The 18,977-nt window shown below is 74.1% G+C and carries 12 protein-coding genes (1 of these 12 only partly in view); 10 read left to right on the top strand and 2 right to left on the bottom strand.

Features of this window, described 5'->3' with window-relative positions:
* The first annotated feature begins 148 nt into the window (after nt 1-148).
* The 10 genes from ACIBQ8_RS03150 (at nt 149) to ACIBQ8_RS03105 (ending at nt 15,285) form a co-directional block, all read left to right on the top strand.
* A complete protein-coding gene (locus ACIBQ8_RS03150; RefSeq protein WP_397190882.1) occupies nt 149-982 on the top strand; it encodes an alpha/beta fold hydrolase in 834 nt (277 codons plus the stop codon).
* Between the two features lie 25 nt (nt 983-1,007).
* Nucleotides 1,008-1,868: a VOC family protein gene (locus tag ACIBQ8_RS03145; protein ID WP_397168620.1), complete on the top strand. Its 861-nt coding sequence runs from the start codon at nt 1,008-1,010 to the stop codon at nt 1,866-1,868.
* 26 nt (nt 1,869-1,894) lie between these two features.
* The gene (locus ACIBQ8_RS03140; protein WP_397190881.1) at nt 1,895-3,664 is read left to right on the top strand and encodes an FAD-dependent oxidoreductase; all 1,770 of its coding nucleotides are present in this window, start codon (nt 1,895-1,897) and stop codon (nt 3,662-3,664) included.
* Nucleotides 3,665-3,670: 6 nt separating this feature from the next.
* Nucleotides 3,671-5,227, top strand: coding sequence for an FAD-dependent monooxygenase (locus tag ACIBQ8_RS03135; RefSeq protein ID WP_397190880.1), 1,557 nt, complete (start codon nt 3,671-3,673; stop codon nt 5,225-5,227).
* Between the two features lie 95 nt (nt 5,228-5,322).
* Nucleotides 5,323-7,362, top strand: a complete 2,040-nt coding sequence (locus tag ACIBQ8_RS03130) for an acetate--CoA ligase family protein (RefSeq protein ID WP_397190879.1) — start codon at nt 5,323-5,325, stop codon at nt 7,360-7,362.
* Nucleotides 7,343-9,028, top strand: coding sequence for a (2,3-dihydroxybenzoyl)adenylate synthase (locus ACIBQ8_RS03125; protein ID WP_397190878.1), 1,686 nt, complete (start codon nt 7,343-7,345; stop codon nt 9,026-9,028). The genes ACIBQ8_RS03130 and ACIBQ8_RS03125 overlap by 20 nt, the downstream gene beginning before the upstream one ends.
* A 260-nt stretch (nt 9,029-9,288) precedes the next feature.
* Nucleotides 9,289-9,600, top strand: coding sequence for an acyl carrier protein (locus tag ACIBQ8_RS03120; RefSeq protein WP_397168612.1), 312 nt, complete (start codon nt 9,289-9,291; stop codon nt 9,598-9,600).
* Nucleotides 9,597-13,556 (top strand): amino acid adenylation domain-containing protein, encoded by a 3,960-nt coding sequence (locus ACIBQ8_RS03115; RefSeq protein WP_397190877.1) that lies wholly within the window; start codon nt 9,597-9,599, stop codon nt 13,554-13,556. The genes ACIBQ8_RS03120 and ACIBQ8_RS03115 overlap by 4 nt, the downstream gene beginning before the upstream one ends.
* Nucleotides 13,553-14,287, top strand: coding sequence for a thioesterase II family protein (locus tag ACIBQ8_RS03110; protein WP_397168608.1), 735 nt, complete (start codon nt 13,553-13,555; stop codon nt 14,285-14,287). The genes ACIBQ8_RS03115 and ACIBQ8_RS03110 overlap by 4 nt, the downstream gene beginning before the upstream one ends.
* Nucleotides 14,266-15,285: an LLM class F420-dependent oxidoreductase gene (locus ACIBQ8_RS03105; protein WP_397190876.1), complete on the top strand. Its 1,020-nt coding sequence runs from the start codon at nt 14,266-14,268 to the stop codon at nt 15,283-15,285. The genes ACIBQ8_RS03110 and ACIBQ8_RS03105 overlap by 22 nt, the downstream gene beginning before the upstream one ends.
* Here ACIBQ8_RS03105 and ACIBQ8_RS03100 read toward each other — a convergent pair.
* Both ACIBQ8_RS03100 and ACIBQ8_RS03095 read right to left on the bottom strand, forming a co-directional pair.
* Nucleotides 15,254-16,522 (bottom strand): MFS transporter, encoded by a 1,269-nt coding sequence (locus ACIBQ8_RS03100; RefSeq protein ID WP_397168606.1) that lies wholly within the window; start codon nt 16,520-16,522, stop codon nt 15,254-15,256. The two genes, ACIBQ8_RS03105 and ACIBQ8_RS03100, sit on opposite strands and share 32 nt — an antisense overlap.
* Nucleotides 16,503-18,977, bottom strand: the 3' portion of a protein-coding gene (locus ACIBQ8_RS03095) for an amino acid adenylation domain-containing protein (protein ID WP_397190875.1). Its footprint extends 1,146 nt past the window's final position; only the last 2,475 of its 3,621 coding nucleotides appear in the window; its start codon lies off the right edge, out of view; its stop codon occupies nt 16,503-16,505. The genes ACIBQ8_RS03100 and ACIBQ8_RS03095 overlap by 20 nt, the downstream gene beginning before the upstream one ends.

Genomic DNA, 18,977 nt, shown 5'->3' with positions numbered 1-18,977 from the left:
CTACGGTGGTGCGACAGCGCACAAGTTAGCAATGCGAGGGGTGCGAGTGGCAAGCCCGCCGTCGCCCCGCGGGCCGATCACAGCCGTCCGCCCGATCAACAGATCATGCCGGGCAATGCCCGTACAGCACGGGAAGGAAACCATTCCAGTGACCGAGCGCACCGTCGAGACCAACGGCTATTCCACGTTTTTTCTGGAAAGCGGCGACGACAACCGCGAGACCGTGATCCTGCTGCACGGCGGCGGCCCCGGCGCCAACGCGGTGTCGAACTGGAGCGGCTTCATCCCCGCACTCGGCGACGACTACCACGTGCTGGCCCCCGACCTCGTCGGCTACGGCCGCACCGACCATCCCGAGGACATGCCGGGCAGCCTGACCGGCTGGATGCGCATGCGGGTCGAGCAGGTGCTCGCCCTGATGGACGCCCGCGGCGTCGAGCGGGCGCACCTGGTCGGCAACTCGATGGGGGGCGCCCTGGCCATGCACCTGGTGATGACGGCGCCGCAGCGCTTCGCCCGGATCTCCCTGATGGGCAGCGCGGGCGGGCACTCGCAGCCGACGCCCGAGGTCATGCGGATGGTGTCCTTCTACAAGGACCCGACGATCAGCGCGCTGGAGAACCTCACCAGGTGGTTCGTCCACGACGAGGACGCGCTCGGCACGTCGATCGCGGAGATCACCGAGACGCGTTACCAGGAGGTCATGCGGCCCGAGGTGCGGCGGTCCTTCGAGCGCTTCTTCTCCTCCTCGCCCGCCGAGATGGCCGTGCCGCCGTCGGCGCTGCGCCGTATGCCGCACCCGTTCCTCATCGTGCACGGCCGCGAGGACCGGTTCGTCACCCCCGACTCCAGCGTCTTCCTCCAGCAGCACCTGCCCAACGCGCAGCTGCACGTCTTCCCGCACTGCGGCCACTGGGTGCAGATCGAGCGCGCCGCCGAGTACGCGGCGCTGCTGCGGGGCTTCCTCACCGACGCGTTCTGACCTCGTACGACAGGAGACATCAGGCATGGACATCAAGCAGCTCGGCTACCTCGGCCTGTCCGCGCGCGAGCCGGACGCCTTCACCGCCTACGCCACGGACATCCTCGGCATGCAGCGGGTCGCGGGGGAGGACGGCGCCACCCACTTCCGCATCGACGACGTGCACCACCGCATCACCGTCGAGGCCGGCGAGCAGGACGGCGGCGCCTACTACGGCTGGGAGGTCGCCGACGCCGGCGCGCTGAGCGCCGCGCTCGACGAGCTGAGCGACCACGGCGTCGTGGCCCACCAGGCGACCCAGCGCGAGCTGGAGATCCGCCGCGTGGCCGGCATGGCGCACTTCCTCGACCCGGCGGGCAACCGGGTGGAGCTGTTCCACGGGGCGTCGGCGGGCGAGGGGCAGTTCACCTCGGCGCGGGACATCGAGCGGTTCGTCACGGGCGACCTCGGCCTCGGCCACGTGGTGCTGGCCAGCCCGGACGTGGCCGCCCAGCAGCGGTTCTACACCGACGTCCTGGGCTTCAAGATCAGCGACACGATGCGCAGGCCGTTCCAGGCCACGTTCCTGCACACGAACCCGCGCCACCACAGCATCGCCTTCGTGGACGGCCCGTTCTTCGGCATCCACCAGCCGTTCCTGCACCACTTCATGCTCGAGGTCCCCGACATGGACCAGGTCGGGCGGACCTACGACCTGGTGCTCGACCGCGACGTCCCGGTCACCATGACGCTCGGCCGGCACAGCAACGACCAGATGTTCTCCTTCTACGCCGAGTCCCCGGTGGGGGTGCACACCGAGTTCGGCAGCGGCGGCGTGCTCATCGACGACGCGACCTGGCAGGTCACCGAGATCCCCGGGCCCGACCTCTGGGGCCACCGGCACTGACGTCCCCCCTTCTAGGAGCCATTGACATGGAAACCCTCACCCCCGTCGTGGAGACGGACGTGCTGATCGTCGGCGCCGGCCCGGCGGGCGCCACCGCCGCGGCGCTGCTCTCGACGTACGGCATCGCCAACGTGGTGCTCAACAAGTACGCCGGGGTCTCGAACACGCCGCGCGCGCACATCACCAACCAGCGCGGCGTCGAGGTGCTGCGCGACCTCGGGCTGGAAGGCGAGGTGACCAAGAACGCCACCCCGCAGCACCTGATGGGCGAGCACGTGTACGCCACCAGCCTGGCCGGCCAGGAGCTCGGCCGCCTGCGCACCTGGTACACCCACCCGCACTTCAAGGCCGAGCACGACCTGGCCAGCCCGTGCTCGGTGTGCGACCTGCCGCAGCACGTGCTGGAGCCCATCCTGGTCAACGCCGCCGCCGCGCGCGGGTCGTCCGTGCGCTTCAACACCGAGCTGCTGACGTTCACGCAGGACGACGACGGCGTGACCGCCCTGGTCAAGGACCGGCTGACCGGCCAGGAGTACGGCATCCGCAGCAAGTACCTGATCGGCGCGGACGGCGGCAACTCGACCGTCGCCGCGCAGGCGGGCCTGCCGCTGGTCGGCAAGATGGGGCTCGGCGGCTCGATCAACGTGGTGTTCGAGGCCGACCTCACCCGCTTCGTCGAACACCGTCCGGGCGACATGTACTGGTTCATCCAGCCGGGCGTCGGCCACGACGGCAACGGCATCGGCGTGCTGCGCATGGTGCGCCCGTGGACCAAGTGGGTCGGCGTCTGGGGCTACGACGTCGAGGCCGGGCGGCCCTCGCTCACCGAGGAGGACGGCGTCCGCATCGCCCACCAGCTGATCGGCGACGACCAGGTGCCGGTGAAGGTCGAGTCGATCTCCACCTGGGCGGTCAACGACGTCTACGCCGCCGACAACATGGCGGGCCGGGTCATCTGCGTCGGCGACGCCGTGCACCGGCACTCGCCGATGAACGGCCTCGGCTCCAACACCTCCATCCAGGACAGCTACAACCTGTGCTGGAAGCTCGCCATGGTGGTGCGCGGCGAGGCCACGCCCGCGCTGCTCGACAGCTACCGGGACGAGCGGCTGCCGGTCGCCAGGCAGATCGTCCAGCGCGCCAAGCGCAGCGACGGGCTGATGCCGCAGCTCTTCATGGCGCTGCGCCTGCCGCCCGCCTCCGGCGCCGAGGAACTGCGCGCCGCCCTCGACGGCCTGCTCCCGCCGACGGCCGAGGGCGCCGAGCGGCGGCAGGCGTTCGACGCCGCGATGCAGGCCACGATCATGTGCTTCAACACGCACGGCGTCGAGACCAACCAGCACTACGCCTCCGGCGCGATCGTGCCCGACGGCACGCCTGAGCAGTCCGCGCCGCGGGACGAGGAGGTCTACTACTTCGCCTCCACCCGTCCGGGACGCCACCTGCCGCACGTGTGGCTGACCCGGGACCAGCAGCGCGTCTCCACCTTCGACCTGTGCGGCCGGGGCCGGTTCACCCTGCTCACCGGCGTCGGCGGCGCGGCCTGGCGGGAGGCGGCCGAGCGCGTCTCGGCGCGGCTGGGCGTGCCCGTCCGGGTGCGGTCGATCGGCCGCGGCTGCGACTACGAGGACGGCTACGGCGACTACCGCGCCCTGTCCGAGGTCGGGGAGGACGGGGTGCTCCTGGTCCGTCCCGACCACATGGTGGCCTGGCGGTCCGCGTCGATGGCGGATGATCCGGAGGCGGCGCTGAGCGCCGTGCTCGGCCGGATCCTCGGCCTGGCGACCAAGGAGTAGCGGGCCATGCGCATCGCGGTGGCCGGCGGCGGGCCCGGCGGGTTGTTCTTCGCCGCGCTGATCCGGCAGGCGGACCCGTCGTCGGAGGTGACCGTCTTCGAGCGCAACCGCGCCGACGACACCTTCGGCTTCGGGGTGGTCTTCTCCGACCGGACCCTGGAGGCGATCCACGAGGCGGACCCCGTGCTGCGCGCGGCCCTGGCCGAGCACGGCAGGCACTGGGACGACATCGAGGTCCGGCTGAAGGGTGAGCGGATCAGGTGCGGCGGCAACGGCATGGCCGCGGTCGTCCGGCGCACCCTCCTCCTGCTCCTGCAGGAACGGGCCCGCGCGGTCGGGGCGGACCTGCGCTTCTCCACCGAGGCGCGGCTCGCCGACCTGACCGGCTACGACCTGGTGGTGGCCGCCGACGGGGCCTCCTCGCGGATCCGCGAGGAGCTCGGCCCCGGCCTCGGCTCACAGGTGGAGACCGCCGCGGCCAAGTTCATCTGGTTCGGCACCGACCACCTCTTCGACGGGCTCACCTTCGTCCACGAACGCGGCCCCGACGGCGTCTTCGCGGTGCACGGGTATCCGATCTCCGACACCATGTCGACGTTCATCGTGGAGACCGACGAGGCGTCCTGGCGGCGGGCCGGTCTCGACGCGTTCGACGAGAGCCTGCCGCCCGGGGAGAGCGACCTGCGCTCGAAGGCGTACCTGGAGACGTTGTTCGCCGAGCACATCGCGGGCGGCCGGCTGCTCACCAACAACTCCCGCTGGGCCAGTTTCCGCACCCGCCGCACCCGCCACTGGCACACGACGGCCCCGCGGCCCGTCGTGCTGCTCGGCGACGCCGCGCACACCGCGCACTTCTCGGTGGGCTCGGGCACCAAGATGGCCATGGAGGACGCCGTCGCGCTCGCGCGGGCGCTGGCCGACCACCCCGGCGACCTGGCGGCCGCGCTCGCGGGCTACGAGCGGGCCGCCCAGCCGCCGGTCCGGCACATCCAGGACTCCGCGCGGCCCAGCCTCGCCTGGTGGGAGAGCTTCGGCAGCTACCACGACGCCCTGGAGCCGTGGCAGTTCGCCTACCACTTCCTGTCCCGCAGCATCTCCGACGCGCGCCTGGCCAGACGCGCGCCGCGGTTCGTCGCCTCGGCCCATCGCCGGTGGCGTGACCTGCACGGCGCCGCGCCCCTGGAGACGGGCTTCGAGGCCGCCGGGTGGTCGGCGTCCGGACGGCTGCTCGACGTCCTGCCCGGCGCGGACGGCGCTCCCGCCGCCGTCCGGGGGAAGAACGATCTGCCGCTCTCGGCGACGCCGCTGCCCGGCGCGTGGGGCGCCCTGCTGGAGGCGCCGGACGCCGAGGACGGCCTGCTCGACCTGTCCGGGTTCGCGGCGGCCGGGGCGACCCTGGTCGCCGTGCACGGCGGCACGGCCCTGACCCGTACCCGGCTGTGCGAGGAGGCACGGATGCGCGCGGGACTGCCCGCCCTGCTGATCGAACCGGAAGCCGACCGCGACCGGGCGCTGACCACGGTCCTCTCCGGCCGCGCGGACCTGGTCGGAGTGCTCTCATGAACGGCCTCGGCCCCGACTGGGGGGCCCGCGAGGGCGGCCTCGGATCCGATCGGAGTGCGCACGTCGGCGGCCTCGGCCCCGACCGGGGTGCTCGCGTGGGCGGTCTTGGGCCGTTGTTCGGGCCGCGGGGTGTCGCGGTCGTCGGCGCGTCCAGGGACCCGGGCAAGCTGGGCGCCGCCATGGCCCGCTCGCTGTCCGGTTTCGGCGGGTTCCTGGCGCTGGTGAACGCGCGCGACGACGCCATGTACCCCTCCGTCGGCGCCGCCGCCGCGGCGGGCCCCGTGGATCTCGCGCTGCTCTGCGTGCCCGCCGCGGCCTGCGCCGGCGTGCTCGCCGAGGCGGCGGACGCGGGCGTGCGGGCCGCCGTCGTGTGCGGCGGCGGGTTCGCCGAGGCGGGCGGCGCCGGGATCGAGCACCAGCGACGGCTCGCCGCCATCGCCCGTGACACGGGCCTGCGCCTCCTCGGCCCCAACACCAGCGGCTTCCTCGCCCCGCACGCGCGGCTGACCGCCAGCTTCGTCCCCGGCGCCCACCGGGTGCGGCCGGGCGCCGTCGCCGTCGTGGCCGCCAGCGGCGGCGTCAACCACGCCCTGGCGTTCGCGCTGACCGAGGCGGGGCACGGCGTCAGCCTCGCCGTCGGCCTCGGGAACGCGGCCGGCGTCACCGCCCCCGACGTCCTCGACCACCTCGCCGACGACCCCCGCACCGCCGCCGTCGCGCTGCACGTGGAGTCGGTGGCGGACGGGCCCCGGCTGGTCGAGAGCGTGCGCCGCCTCACCGCGACCCGGCCGGTCGTCGCCCTGGTCGTCGGCCGCCACGACGTCGGGGCCTTCGCCGCCTCGCACACGGGGGCGCTGGCGACCTCCTGGCGCACCACGCGCGCCGCGCTGGCCCAGGCGGGGGCGGTCCTCGTGGACGACGAACGCGAACTCGTCGACGCCGTCGGCGCGCTCGCGGTGACGCGGGCCCGCCCGTGCGCCGACCCGGGGGTGGGGGTGGTGACCGCCCAGGCGGGTCCCGGCCTGCTGCTCCTCGACGACCTGCGCGGACGCGGGATCCGGGTGCCCGAGCTGGCTCCCGGCACCCGGGAGACCCTGGCCGGGCTGCTGCCGCCGCTGACCTTCCAGCGCAACCCGGTCGACACCGGCCGTCCGGGGCCCGAGCTGGGCGCGGTGCTCGCCGCCACCGGCGCCGACCCCGGCGTCCACGTCGTCGCGGGGTACGTCCTGCACGAACCGGACGCGGCCGACGTCGTCGCGGCCGTCGCCGAGGGGCTGAGCGGCGGCGTCCCCGTCGTCCTCGGGCTGGCGGGCACCGGCGACGACGTCGTCCGCGACCGGGCGGCCCTGCGCGGGTCGGGCGTGCCGGTGGCAGCCGACGCCCGGGGCGTCGCCGCCGCCACCGCCGCGCTGCTGGCCGACGCCCGCGCGCGGACGCCCCGCCCGGCCGCCTCCGCCCTCTGGCGGGCCCCGGCCGTCCCGGCCGCCCGGTACGACGAGCACACCGGCAAGGCCCTGCTCGGACGGCTGGGCGTGACGACCATGCCCCGCCACGCCTGCGCCGGCCGGGCCGCCGCCCACGCCGCCTTCGGCTCCCTCGGGACGGCGGCGGCCGTCAAGCTGCTGGACGCCGACGTCCTGCACAAGACGGAGATCGGCGGCGTGCACCTGGACGTGTCCACCCACGCCGAGCTGGACGCCGCGCTCGACGCCCTGGACGCGGCGGGCGCGCGCCGCTACCTGGTGGAGGCCATGGCGCCGGCCGGCGTCGATCTGGTGGCCGGCGCGCGGCGCGACCCCGTCTTCGGGCCCGTGGTGCTCGTCGGGCTGGGCGGCACGGTGGCCGAGGCCCTGGCCGACGTCGCCGTCCGGCTCGCCCCGCTGTCTCCCGGCGAAGCCGCCGGCATGGCGGCCGAACTGGCCGGGCGGGCCCTGCTCGCCGGGTGGCGTGGCGGCCCCGTCCTCGACCCCGAAGACCTCGGCACGATCGTCTCCAGGCTCGGCGACCTGCTCGTCGCCAACCCGCTCCTGGACGAGATCGAGGTCAATCCGCTCCGGCTCACGCAGCGAGGTCTGATCGCGCTTGACGCCGTGATCCTCACCAGGAAGGCCGACGATGCCCGCACCGATCACTGAGCACACCGTGCCCTGGCCCGACGCCGACGTCACCCGATTCACCGAGCAGGGCTACTGGGCCGGGGTCGCGATCGGCACCCTGCTGCGCGAGGCGGCCGACCGCGATCCGGACGCCGTCGCGCTGGTCGACGGGCCGAACCTGCGCCTCACGTACGGCGAGCTGGCCGATCGCGCCGACGCCGCCGCCGTGCGCCTGCGCGACCTCGGCATCGCGCCGGGCGAGCGGATCGTCATGCAGCTGGGCAACTCGTGGGAGTTCGTCGTCCTGCTGCTGGCGTGCCTGCGCGCGGGCGTCGTGCCGGTGATGGCGCTGCCCGCCCATCGCCGGGCCGAGCTGACGTATCTGGCCGTGCACGCCGAGGCGGTGGCGATCGCCGTCCCCGACCGGAGCAGGGACTTCGACCACCAGCGGCTCGCCCACGACCTGGCGGCCGACGTGCGCGCCGCCACCGGGGCCGGATGGCGGGTGCTGGTCGCCGGGGACGACGTCGCGCCCGGCAGCGTCGACCTGCGGGCCCTGTGCGGCCCGCCCACCGGCCGGACCGGCTTCGACCTGCCCGCTCCCTCCTCCCGGGACGTCGCCGTCTTCCTGCTGTCCGGGGGCACGACGGGCCTGCCCAAGCTCATCGCCCGCACCCACGACGACTACGCCTACAACGCCCGGGCCAGCGCCGAGGTCGCCGGCGTCACCAAGGACTCCGTGTACCTGGTCAGCCTGCCCGCCGGGCACAACTTCCCGCTCGCCTGCCCGGGGATCCTGGGCGTCCTGCTCGCCGGGGGCCGGGTGGTCATGCTGCCCTCGCCCGAGCCGGTACGGGCCTTCGCCACGATCGAGGCGGAAGGCGTCACGCACACCGCGGTGGTGCCCGCGGTCGCCGGCCGCTGGCTGGAGCGGGCCGCCCAGTACGGCGCCGGGCAGCTCGCCACCCTGCGGGTCGTCCAGGTCGGCGGCGCCCGCCTCGTGGACGAGCTGGCGTGCCAGGTCGAGCCGGTGCTCGGGGCGAGGTTGCAGCAGGTGTTCGGCATGGCGGAGGGCCTGCTGAACTTCACCCGCCTCGACGACCCCGCGCAGACGGTGTGCGGCACGCAGGGCCGTCCCCTGTGCCCCGCCGACGAGATCAGGATCGTGGACGAGCAGGACCGGGACGTGCCGGACGGCCAGGCGGGGCTGCTGCTCACCCGGGGCCCGTACACCCCGCGCGGGTACTACCGGGCGGCCGAGCACAACGCCCGCTCGTTCACGGGCGACGGCTGGTTCCGCACGGGTGACATCTGCCTGCGCACCCCCGAGGGCAACCTCGTGGTGGCCGGTCGCGACAAGGACATGATCAACCGGGGCGGGGAGAAGATCTCCGCCGAGGAGATCGAGAACCTCGTGTACCGGCTTCCCGCCGTGAGCCAGGTCGCCGCCGTGGCCATGCCGGACCCCGTGCTCGGGGAGCGCGTGTGCGTGTACGTCGTGCCGCGGGCCGGGGCGACGGTCACGCTGGAGGAGATCCGGGCGGGGATGGAGCGCGCGGAGGTCGCCCGCTACAAGCTGCCCGAGCGGCTGGTCGTCGTCGAGGAGCTCGCCTGGACCAAGGTCGGGAAGATCGACAAGAAGGCCCTCAGGACCGACATCGCCGACCGCCTCAAGGCCGAGCCTCCCGGCGGCGCCACCGGGTGAGCGCCGCCCCCGCCGCCCCCGCCGCCGCTCCCGGTGCGCGTTCCCGGGGGTGCGGTGCGTACGGTCGGCGAGCGGTCCTGCTCGGTGCGTGCTCCCCGGCCGCGTCGCGCCATGTCAGGCCCGGCGCGGCGGCTCCACGGACTTATTGCGTGACCGAAATCCCGATAAATACGGGCTTGTGGTGGATTACGGCGCTCGGGAAGGATGCTGGGAGGCGGACGGTGATCCCGTCCGATCGCAGGCGAGACGAAGGACGCCGGATGACCCAGGCCGACGCGGTTGCATCACTCGTGGAGCGCAGGTTAGGCCGCGCCCTCGACCCCGACCTCAACTTCTTCGAAGCCGGTTTCGACTCGCTCGCGCTGGTCGAGCTGCACGAGGAGATCACCGAGGCGCTGGGCCTGAAGCTGCCGGTCACCGCGATGTTCACCCACCCGAACCTGCGTGCGCTCTCGCACCTGATCGCGAAGGGCCAGACGGCCGCCCCGGCCCGGCAGGACGGCGTCCGCCGCCGTCCGCTGGGCGGCAGCCGCCGCGACGTGCGCGCCAGGATCCGCGAGGAAGGTCGGTGACCTCGCACGAACAGCCCGTCGCGGTGATCGCGGTGGGGCGCTTCCCGCTGGAGCCGGGGGCCGCCGAGGAGGCCGGGCACGATCCAGGAGCGCAGGCCGTCGGGGTGTTCGGCGGGGTGGGCAAGGCGTGCGCGGCGCTGCTGGCCGGGGAGTGCGAGCTCGCCGTGACCGACGCCGCCGAGCTGCCGCCGGGAACGCTGCGCGGCACCCTGGTCCTGCGGCTGCTCGACCGGGCGCTGCTCGACGGCGACCTGGTGCACCGGGTGATCTGGCCCGACGACCTGGCGGTCGAGGAAGGCTACCCGCAGGTGCACGCGCCGGGCGACGGCCGTCCGCGGGTCGTGGTGTGGTCCGGCCGCACCCGGGAGGAGGCCGAGTCGGTACGGCGCGGCCTGGCCGGCTTCCTCGCCGGGCTGCCGGAGGACCGCTACGCCGACGTGGCCGGCACCCTCCAGCAGGGACGCGTCCACCACCCCGTGCGCGGCGCGGTGGTCTGCCGCAGCGCCGCGGAGGCCGCCCGCGCGCTGGGCCGGGAGCACGCCTACGAGCAGGAGCCGGTCCGCCCGGCCCTCTCCGCCGAGACAGCCGGCCTGTACGGCGTGGAACCGGTGTTCACCGAGGCCGTGGACGTGTGCGAAGAGGTCCTCGAAGCCCGCGGCGTCCAGGCGTCGCCCGCCCTCACCGCCGCCTACGGGCTGGCCGCCACCCTCGCCGCCTGGGGCGTCCTGCCGGACGTCCCGGACCCGGCGGCCCTCGCGGACGACCCCGCGCCGCACGACACGCTCGCCGCCCTCACGCGGGCGAACGCCGGGGCCGAGGTCGAGGCAGGCCCCGACCGGGCGGGGTTGCTGGCCGCCGTGGCCAGGTTCTGGACGGGCGGCGGCCGGGTGGACTGGGCCGCGCTCGACCCCGACCATCCGCTGCAACGCGTCCCCGTCCCGCGGCCGCAGCCGGAGCTGCCCGCCTCCGTGGAGGAGCCGCGCCCGCTGTCGGCGGTGCCGTACTCGTTCTGGGTGCTGGAGCAGCTCGCGCCGGACAGCGGCGTGTCGAACCTGGCGGTGGCGCTCAGGTTCGCGACGCCGCTGCGCCGGCTGCCGCTGCAGATCGCGGCGAACCGGCTGGTCAAGCGGCATCCGGCGCTGCGCCTGCGGTTCCCCGTCGTGGACGGGACGCCCGTCCGGCACCTGGTGGCGCCCCAGGACGCCCAGCTGAAGGTCGAGACCCGGGCCACGACGGAGGAGACGCTGGTCGCCGACCTGCGGTCCTTCCTGGACGAGCCCTTCGACCTCGGCCGCGACCTGCTCATCAGGGTGGGACACTTCACCCTGCCCGACGGCGCGGGCACCGTGGTGTGCCTGGCCGGCCACCACATCATCATCGACGGCACCTCCATGCAGCTCCTGGTGGAGGAGCTGGGCCGCTTCTACGACAGCCAGACCGGGCACGGCCCGCTGCCCCCGGAGCTGGCGGGGCCCGCGCCGATGCTGGAGCCGGGGGAGTCGCCGGAGGAGTCGATCGCCTACTGGCTGGACCGGCTCGACGGCGTCGACCCCGACGCCATGGTGCTGCCGGGCAGCCGGCACTCGCCGGGCCGTCCGACGTTCGCCGGGCACACCTGCTCCTGGCAGGTGGACGCCGAGACGGTCGCGGCCCTGGACGAGCTGCGCGCCAGGCTGCGCACCACCGGCAACATCGTGCTGGCCACCGCCTTCCTGCTGACGCTGCGCGGGCACGGCGCCGGCCCGGACCTGGTGGTCGGCATGCCGGTCAGCACCAAGACCGGCGAGGAGCACCGGCGCGTCGGCTACGCCGTGAGCACCCTGCCGCTGCGCGTCCGCGTCGAGCTGGACGACGACTTCGAGCAGGTCGCCAGGCGCGTGGAGGAGGCGTTCGCCGAGGGCGTCGAGCACGCCGGGGCCTCGGTGGAGGCGGTGCTGACCCGCCGCGGGCACGGCACGGACGACTGGCGGGTCCCGCTGTTCCGGCACATGTTCAACTACCGGCCCTGGAGCGACGAGAAGGTGCACATCCAGGGCGAGGTGCCCGGATACGTCGACGACCTGATCGACCGCAGCCGCCTGGACATGCAGTGCAACGTCATCCAGGAGCCGGACCGGCTCACCGTCCGCATGGTGCACAGCACCGAGGTGCACGACGAGGACGAGATCGCGGCGTTCACCGCCAGGCTGTGCGCGGTGGTGCGGCAGGCGGCGCGCGGCGGCGTGCCGGACGGGTTCTCCCCGGCCGACCGGGCGTTGCTCGACCGGATCAACGACACGGGCCGCACCTGGCCGGGCACGCTGGCCGGGCACATCCTGCCGGGCCCGGCCGTGGCGGTGCGCGAGGGCGGGCACGAGGTCACCTACGACGAACTGCTGGGACGCGCGGCCGCCGTCCGCGACCTGCTGCGCGAGCGGGGGGTGGGCGACGGCGACGTCGTCGCCCTGGCCCTGGGACGCTCGGCGGACCTGGTGGCGGCGGTCCTCGGCGTGTGGCAGGCCGGAGCGGCCTTCCTGCCCCTGGACGTGCGGCAACCGGAGTCGCGCCTGGCCTACCAGGTGGCCGACTCGGGGGCGCGGCTGGTCGTCGCGGCGGGCAGCCCGCACTGGGCGGGCGGGACGCCGGTCGTGCCGATGCCCGGCACGCCGGGGGAGCCCGGACCCGCCGAGGCCGGGAACATCGCGTATGTCATCTACACCTCCGGCTCCACCGGACAGCCCAAGGGCGTGCAGGTCACGCACGGGAACCTGACGAACCTCGTGCTGGACTTCGCCGACCGGCTGGGCGCGCCCACCAGCGTCCTGTGGTCCACCACCACCTCCTTCGACATCTCCTGGCTGGAACTGCTGTTGCCGCTGGCCTCCGGCGGCACCGTGGTCGTGGCCTCCGACGAGGACCAGCTCCAGCCGGGCAGGTTCCTGGAGCTGATCGCCGCGAGCGGCGTCCAGGTCGTGCAGGCCACCCCCACCGCGTGGCGGCTGATCGCGCCGGAGGCCGGGCGCGAGCTGGCCGGGCGCACGGTGCTGTGCGGCGGCGAGCCGATGCCCGCCGTCCTGGCCAGGGACCTGCTGGAGCTGGGCTGCCGGGTGTTCAACGTCTACGGGCCGACCGAGACGACCATCTGGTCCACCGCCGCCGAGCTGCGCGAGCCGCCGTCCGACCCGGTGCCCGCCGGGGAGCCGCTGGCCAACACCCAGATCTTCGTCACCGACGCGGCGGGCCGCGAGCTGCCGCCGGGCGTGCCGGGCGAGCTGTGCGTCGCCGGCGCGGGGGTGAGCGCGGGCTACCTCGGCCGTCCCGAGCTGACGGCGCAGCGCTTCGGGCACCACGGCCGGTACGGCCGGTTCTACCGGACCGGCGACCGCGCGCGCATCCGCCACGACGGCGGGCTGGAGCTGCTCGGCCGCGACGACCGGCAGATCAAGCTGCGCGGCCACCGCATCGAGCTCGGCGAGGTCGAGGCCGCGCTGCACGAGCACGAGGCGGTGCGCACGGCCGCGGTGATCCTCGACGGCGACCCGCAGACCGACGGACGGCTCGCCGCCTTCCTGGAGGTCACCGGCGAGCCCGCCGAGGAGGAGCTGTGGCGCTTCGCCAGGACGCGGCTGCCCGACTACGCCGTCCCCACCCGGTACGTCGTCACCGGCAGGCTGCCCACCACGGCCAACGGCAAGATCGCCTACCGCGAGCTGAAGGTGCCCGACGAGGGCCGCGCCCCGGCGCGCGAGGCGGGCGACGGGCTGGTCCGGCAGGTGGTGGCGCTGTGGAGCGAGGCGCTGAACCGGCCGGGGCTCGGGCCGCACGACAACTTCTTCCTCAACGGCGGCCACTCCGTGCTGGCCGTCCGGCTGATCGGCCCGCTGGAGGAGCTGGCGGGCCGCGCCGTCTCGGTACGGGCCGTGTTCGACCATCCGACGCCGGCCGAACTGGCCCTGCACCTGGGGGAAGCCCGATGACGCCGTGGTACGTCCAGGTCAAGGAGGGGGAGCGGGCGCTGATCGCCTTCCCGCACGCGGGCGGCGGCCCGGCCTCGCTCGGCGAGCTCGCCGGGCACCTCCCGCCCGAGGTGGGCCTGTGGTCGGTCAACCTGCCGGGACGTCAGGCCAGGCTCGCCGAAGAGCCGCGGACCGACCTCGAAGGGCTGGTCGACGACCTGGCGCGCGACCTGGCCGGATGGCGGGAGCCGTACACGCTGTTCGGCTACTGCAGCGGGGCGCTGCTGGCCTTCCTCGTCTGCCGGCGCGTGGTCGAGCTGGGCGGGCGGCCGGAACGGCTGGTCGTGGGCTCGTTCGCCGCGCCGGACGTGACCCTGCTGCTGCGCCGCCTGCCGTCGTTGCCGTCGTGGCTGTTCTGGGAGCAGCTGATCGAGCTCGGCGGCGTCCCGCCGGAGCTGGCCGACCGGGAGGCGCTCTGGCCGGTGCTGGAGCCGGCGCTGCGCGCCGACTTCGGGCTGCTGGCCGGCTACCACCACCGGCCGGGGCCGCCGCTGCCGGTGCCGATCTCCGTCCTGTACGGAGCCAGGGACGCCTCGCTGACCCGGGGCGGCCTCCTGGGCTGGCGGCGGCAGAGCGTGCACAGGCCCGCGTTGAAGGAGCTCGACTCCACCCACTGGCTGGCCGAGGAGACCCCGGACGCCCTGGCCGCCGCGATCGTTGAGGAGATGGGATGCGCCTCGGTTACAGCATGAGCTACTGGGGCGGCGCGGGCCTCGGCCCCGCCGACCACCTGGCGCTGGTCCGCGAGGCGGAGGCCCTGGGCTATTCGTCCGTGTGGGCGGCCGAGACCTACGGGACCGACCCGGCGAGCCTGCTGGCCTGGATCGCCGGGCAGACCGAGCGGATCGCGCTCGGCACCGGCGTGCTGCAGATGTCGGGACGCAAGCCCGTGGTCGCGGCGATGACGGCGGCCACCCTCGACCAGGTCTCCGGCGGCCGCGCCCGGCTGGGCGTGGGACCGTCCGGCCCGCAGGTGGTCGAGGGCTGGCACGGCGAGCGCTTCGAACGGCCGCTGGCCCGCGCCCGCGACTACCTCCAGGTGGTGCGCAAGGCGCTGGACGGCGAGCCGGTCCGGCACGAGGGGCCCACGATGACGCTGCCCCTGCCCGGCAGCGAGGGCAAGGAGCTGACGATGGCCGTCGCGCCGGTGCAGGAGCGGCTGCCGGTCTACCTGGCCGCGATGGGCCCGAAGACCGTCGCGCTGGCCGGCGAGCTGGCCGACGGCTGGCTGGCCATCCACTTCCCGCCCGACCACCTGGCCCGCATGGCCAAGCACCTGAACGGCGCGGACCTGGACGTCGCGCCCATGGTGCTCACGCTCGTCGAGGAGGACCAGGAGCTGGCCTACGACATGATGCGGCCCATGCTCGCCCTCTACCTCGGCGGCATGGGCTCGCGCCGGACCAACTTCTACAACCGCCTGGCCGCCACGCTCGGCTTCGAGCAGGAGGCCGCCCGCATGCAGGAGGCGTTCCTGGACGGGCGGCAGGGCGAGGCCATGGCGATGCTGCCCGACGCGCTCGTCGACGCGATGACCATGTGCGGCCCCGCGGGCAAGGTGCGCGAGCGGATGGCGGCCTACCAGGAGGCGGGCGCGACCACGCTGATCGTCGGCCTGGTCACGCCCACCCGGCGGCTGCGCAGCCGTCAGCTGCGGCTCATTGCGAGTCTGGCTGCGGCATCCCGATGAGCTTGGCCAGCGGCGACCAGGCCATCGCCGCGATCGGCACCAGCGCGCCGACGGCGATGACCGCCCACAGCGTCGTGCGCGTCCCCACGGCGCCGGCCAGCAGGCCGGCGCCGAGCGCGCCCAGCGGGGCGGGGATCAGGCCCAGGGAGTAGATCGAGGCCACCACCCGGCCCTGGAGGTGCGGCGGGGTGACCGTCTGCACCAGGCTGGTGTTGGTGACGAAGAAGATCTGCGAGCTGACGCCGCTGACCAGTTGCGCGACGACGAGCATCGCGACCGACACCCAGACCGGCCCGACGGCCAGCGGGATGAGGAAGAGCGCCAGGTTGCCGTACACCATCGACCACACCAGCACCTTGCCGATCGCGTAGCGGCGCATCACCTTGACGGCGACCAGCGCCCCGATGATCGCGCCCACGCCGCCGCCGGCCAGGATGCTGCCGAACCAGGCCGCGGGCACGCCCAGGTCGCGGATCACGTACAGGGCGTAGATCGAGTTCATCGAGCCCAGGATGAACAGCGAGTACACGGCCGAGGAGACGGCCAGCGGCCGGATCAGCTCGTGCCGCATCACCCAGCCCATGCCCTGCCAGATCGCCTTGTGCACCTGCCCGGGGGTGCTGTCGTCCGGCTCGGGACGGGCCTCCGGCCGCTTGATCAGGGACACCGCGATGGCGGAGGCCAGGTACGACACCGCGTCGATGATCAGCAGCGCGGGCGCGGCGAGCACCTTCAGCAGCGCGGCGGCCAGGCCGGGCCCGAACGTCTGGGCGGCCGACTCGGTCAGCTGCAGCTTGGAGTTGCCCTCCATGAAGTTCTCCCGCGGCACCAGGAACGGGAAGTAACTCCGGTAGGCCGTCTGGAAGAGCGTGCTGAGCAGGCCGAGCGCGAAGATGACGCCGTAGAGCCAGGTCAGCGTGAGCAGGTCGGCGAACCAGGCGACGGGGATCAGCATCAGCAGCACGAAACGCGCCACGTCCGTCCAGATCAGGATGGGCCGCTTGCGCACCCGGTCGGCCAGCACGCCGAACAGCAGGAAGAACACCATCGGCAGCCGCAGCAGGAAGCCGACGACGCCCATCTCCGCCTCGGAGGCGTTCAGGACGGTGACCGCGATGACGGGGAACGCGAAGAGGCTGATCGCCGAGCCGAACTGCGACAGGCTCTGGCCCGCCCACAGCCGCAGGAAGTCGGGGTGCTTCCACAGGCTCGTCTGCTCACTGGTCGGGGATGCCATGATCCATCCACCTTCTGATCTCGGTGGCCGCTCCGGCGACCAGGGGTTCGTACAGGATGGGGACGCGTTCCTCGGGGATCGCGACGTGGGCGAGCCGCCCCTTGGCGACGGAGGGCCAGTTGCCGTCCTCGCGCCTGGGCGCGAAGAGCGCGACGTCGCCGTCGTAGGGCTCGTGCCGGAAGCCGCCGACCGCGTGCGCGTTGGCCCGGAACACGGCCAGGTAGCGGCGCGCCTGCTCGACCTCGGCGGTGTCGGGCGCCAGCCGGTCGGCGGCGGAGGCGGCGCCCATGACCGTGAGCAGTTGCTCCTCCGGCGGCCGGGCGGCCAGTTCGGCCGGGTCCAGCCCGAGGGTCTCCTCGGGGCCGCCGGCCAGCGCGTGGAACAGCAGGACCGTGTCGTCCTCCAGCGACGCCTCGGCCACGGGCTCCTCGGCGTTGGCGTAGAGCAGCACGACCAGCGGCACCTGCTCGCCGCGCTCGCGCAGCCGCCGGGCCACCTCCAGGGCGATGTTCCCGCCGATGCAGAACCCGCCCAGCACGTACGGTCCCGCCGGCCGCACCTCCAGCAGGTCGGCCATGTAGGCGTCGGCCATCTCGGCGAGCGTGGCGTGCGGCTCCTCGCCCGGCACCAGCCCGCGCGCGGCGATGGCGTACACCGGCTGGTCGGGGCCGAGGCGGCGGGCCAGCGGGTGGTAGCGGAAGACCTGCCCGCCGAGCGCGTGGATGAAGAAGATCGGCGTGCGGTCGCCGTCCGGGTTGAGCGGCACGACGTGGCTCGGCGGCGCCAGGTCCCCGGGCTGGCGGAGCACCCTGGCCAGCTTGCTGATCGTCGGCGCGGTCAGCACGGTGCCCACGGGCAGGCTCCGCCCCAGCTCCTGGCGGATGCGGGCGGCCAGCCGCAGGGCGCTCAGCGAGTGGCCGCCGAGCTCGAAGAAGTCGTCCAGGATCCCGGCCGCGGGCACCTGCAGCACCTCTTCGTAGAGCGTGGCGAGGCGCGCCTCCACCTCGTCGCGAGGCGGCACGTACGGCCGGCCGCCCGCCGTCTCCGGCGCGGGCAGCGCGGCCCGGTCGAGCTTGCCGCTGCGGGTGAGGGGGAGGGCGTCCAGGCTCACCCACCGGCGCGGGATCAGGTGGTCGGGCAGGACGTCCTGGAGGTCGGGCACGTCGCCCACCACGTAGCCGACCAGGCTGTGCCCGTGCGCCGTGACGGCCGCGTCGCGGACCCCCGGCTGGGCGCGCAGGACGGCCTCGATCTCGCCGGGTTCGACGCGCATGCCGCGGATCTTGATCTGGTGGTCGGTGCGGCCGAGGTATTCGAGTTCGCCGGTGGGTAGCCAGCGGGCGAGGTCGCCGGTTTTGTAGAGGCGTTGTCCGTTGGGTGCGGGGAGGAAGCGTTCGGCGGTGAGAGCTGGTTTGCCGAGGTAGCCGCGGGCGAGTTGGACGCCGCCGATGTGGAGCTCGCCGGGGGTGCCGATGGGGACGTCCTGGAGGTGTTCGTCGAGGACGTGCAGGGTGGTGTTGTCGATGGGTTTGCCGATGGGGACGGTGGGTTCTCCGGGCTGGCAGGGGTGCCAGGTGACGTCGACGGCTGCTTCGGTGGGGCCGTAGAGGTTGTGGAGTCCGGGGATGTCGTGGCCGGGCGGGAGGGCTTCGCCGGAGCAGATGATCCGGGGTGGGAGCTGAATCCCTTCCTCTTCCAGGAACGCCTGCAACATCGAGGGGACGAAGTGCGTGGTGGTGATGTTCTCGGTCTTGATGAGGTCGCGCAGGTAGGCGGTGTCGCGGTGGCCGCCGGGCCGGGCGATGACCATGGTGGCGCCGGTGATGAGGGGCCAGAACAGTTCCCAGACCGAGACGTCGAAGGTGGTGGGTGTCTTGTGCAGGACGCGGTCGTGCGGGGTGAGCTGGAAGGTGTCCTGCATCCAGCGCAGCCGGTTGACGATCGCGCGGTGGGAGACGCCCACGCCCTTGGGCCGTCCGGTGGATCCGGAGGTGAAGATGACGTAGGCCAGGTTGTCCTCGCGCACTGTCGGCGGCGTGAAGCGGTCTCCCGGATCCGCGCCGGTGAGCACGGTCGAGGCCCCCGCGTCGGCGAGCATGCCGCGCCGCCGTTCCTCGGGATCGGCCGGGTCGAGCGGCAGATAGGCGCCGCCCGCGGCCATCACGCCGAGGAGCACGACGGGCAGGTCCAGGCCGCGTTCCATGCAGACGCCGACGGGCTGGTCCACCCGCACGTCCAGCCCGGCGGCCACCGCGCGGGCCCGGTCGGCCAGCTCGCGGTAGGTCAGCCGGTCGCCCTCGAACACCAGCGCCGTCGCGTCCGGGGTGCGCTCGGCCTGGGCGAAGACCAGCTCGTGCAGGGTCCCGCCCGGATGCTCCCGGTCGGTGGCGTTCCACCGCGCGAGCTGGGCCGCGTCCTGCGGCGAGACGCCGGCCTCCCCGGACAGGGCGCGGAG

The sequence above is a fragment of the Nonomuraea sp. NPDC049646 genome, assembly GCF_044465525.1.
In the GTDB taxonomy this organism is placed as follows: domain Bacteria; phylum Actinomycetota; class Actinomycetes; order Streptosporangiales; family Streptosporangiaceae; genus Nonomuraea.
Note: the sequence above shows the minus strand (reverse complement) of the source record. Positions and strands in the feature narration are given on the sequence as shown.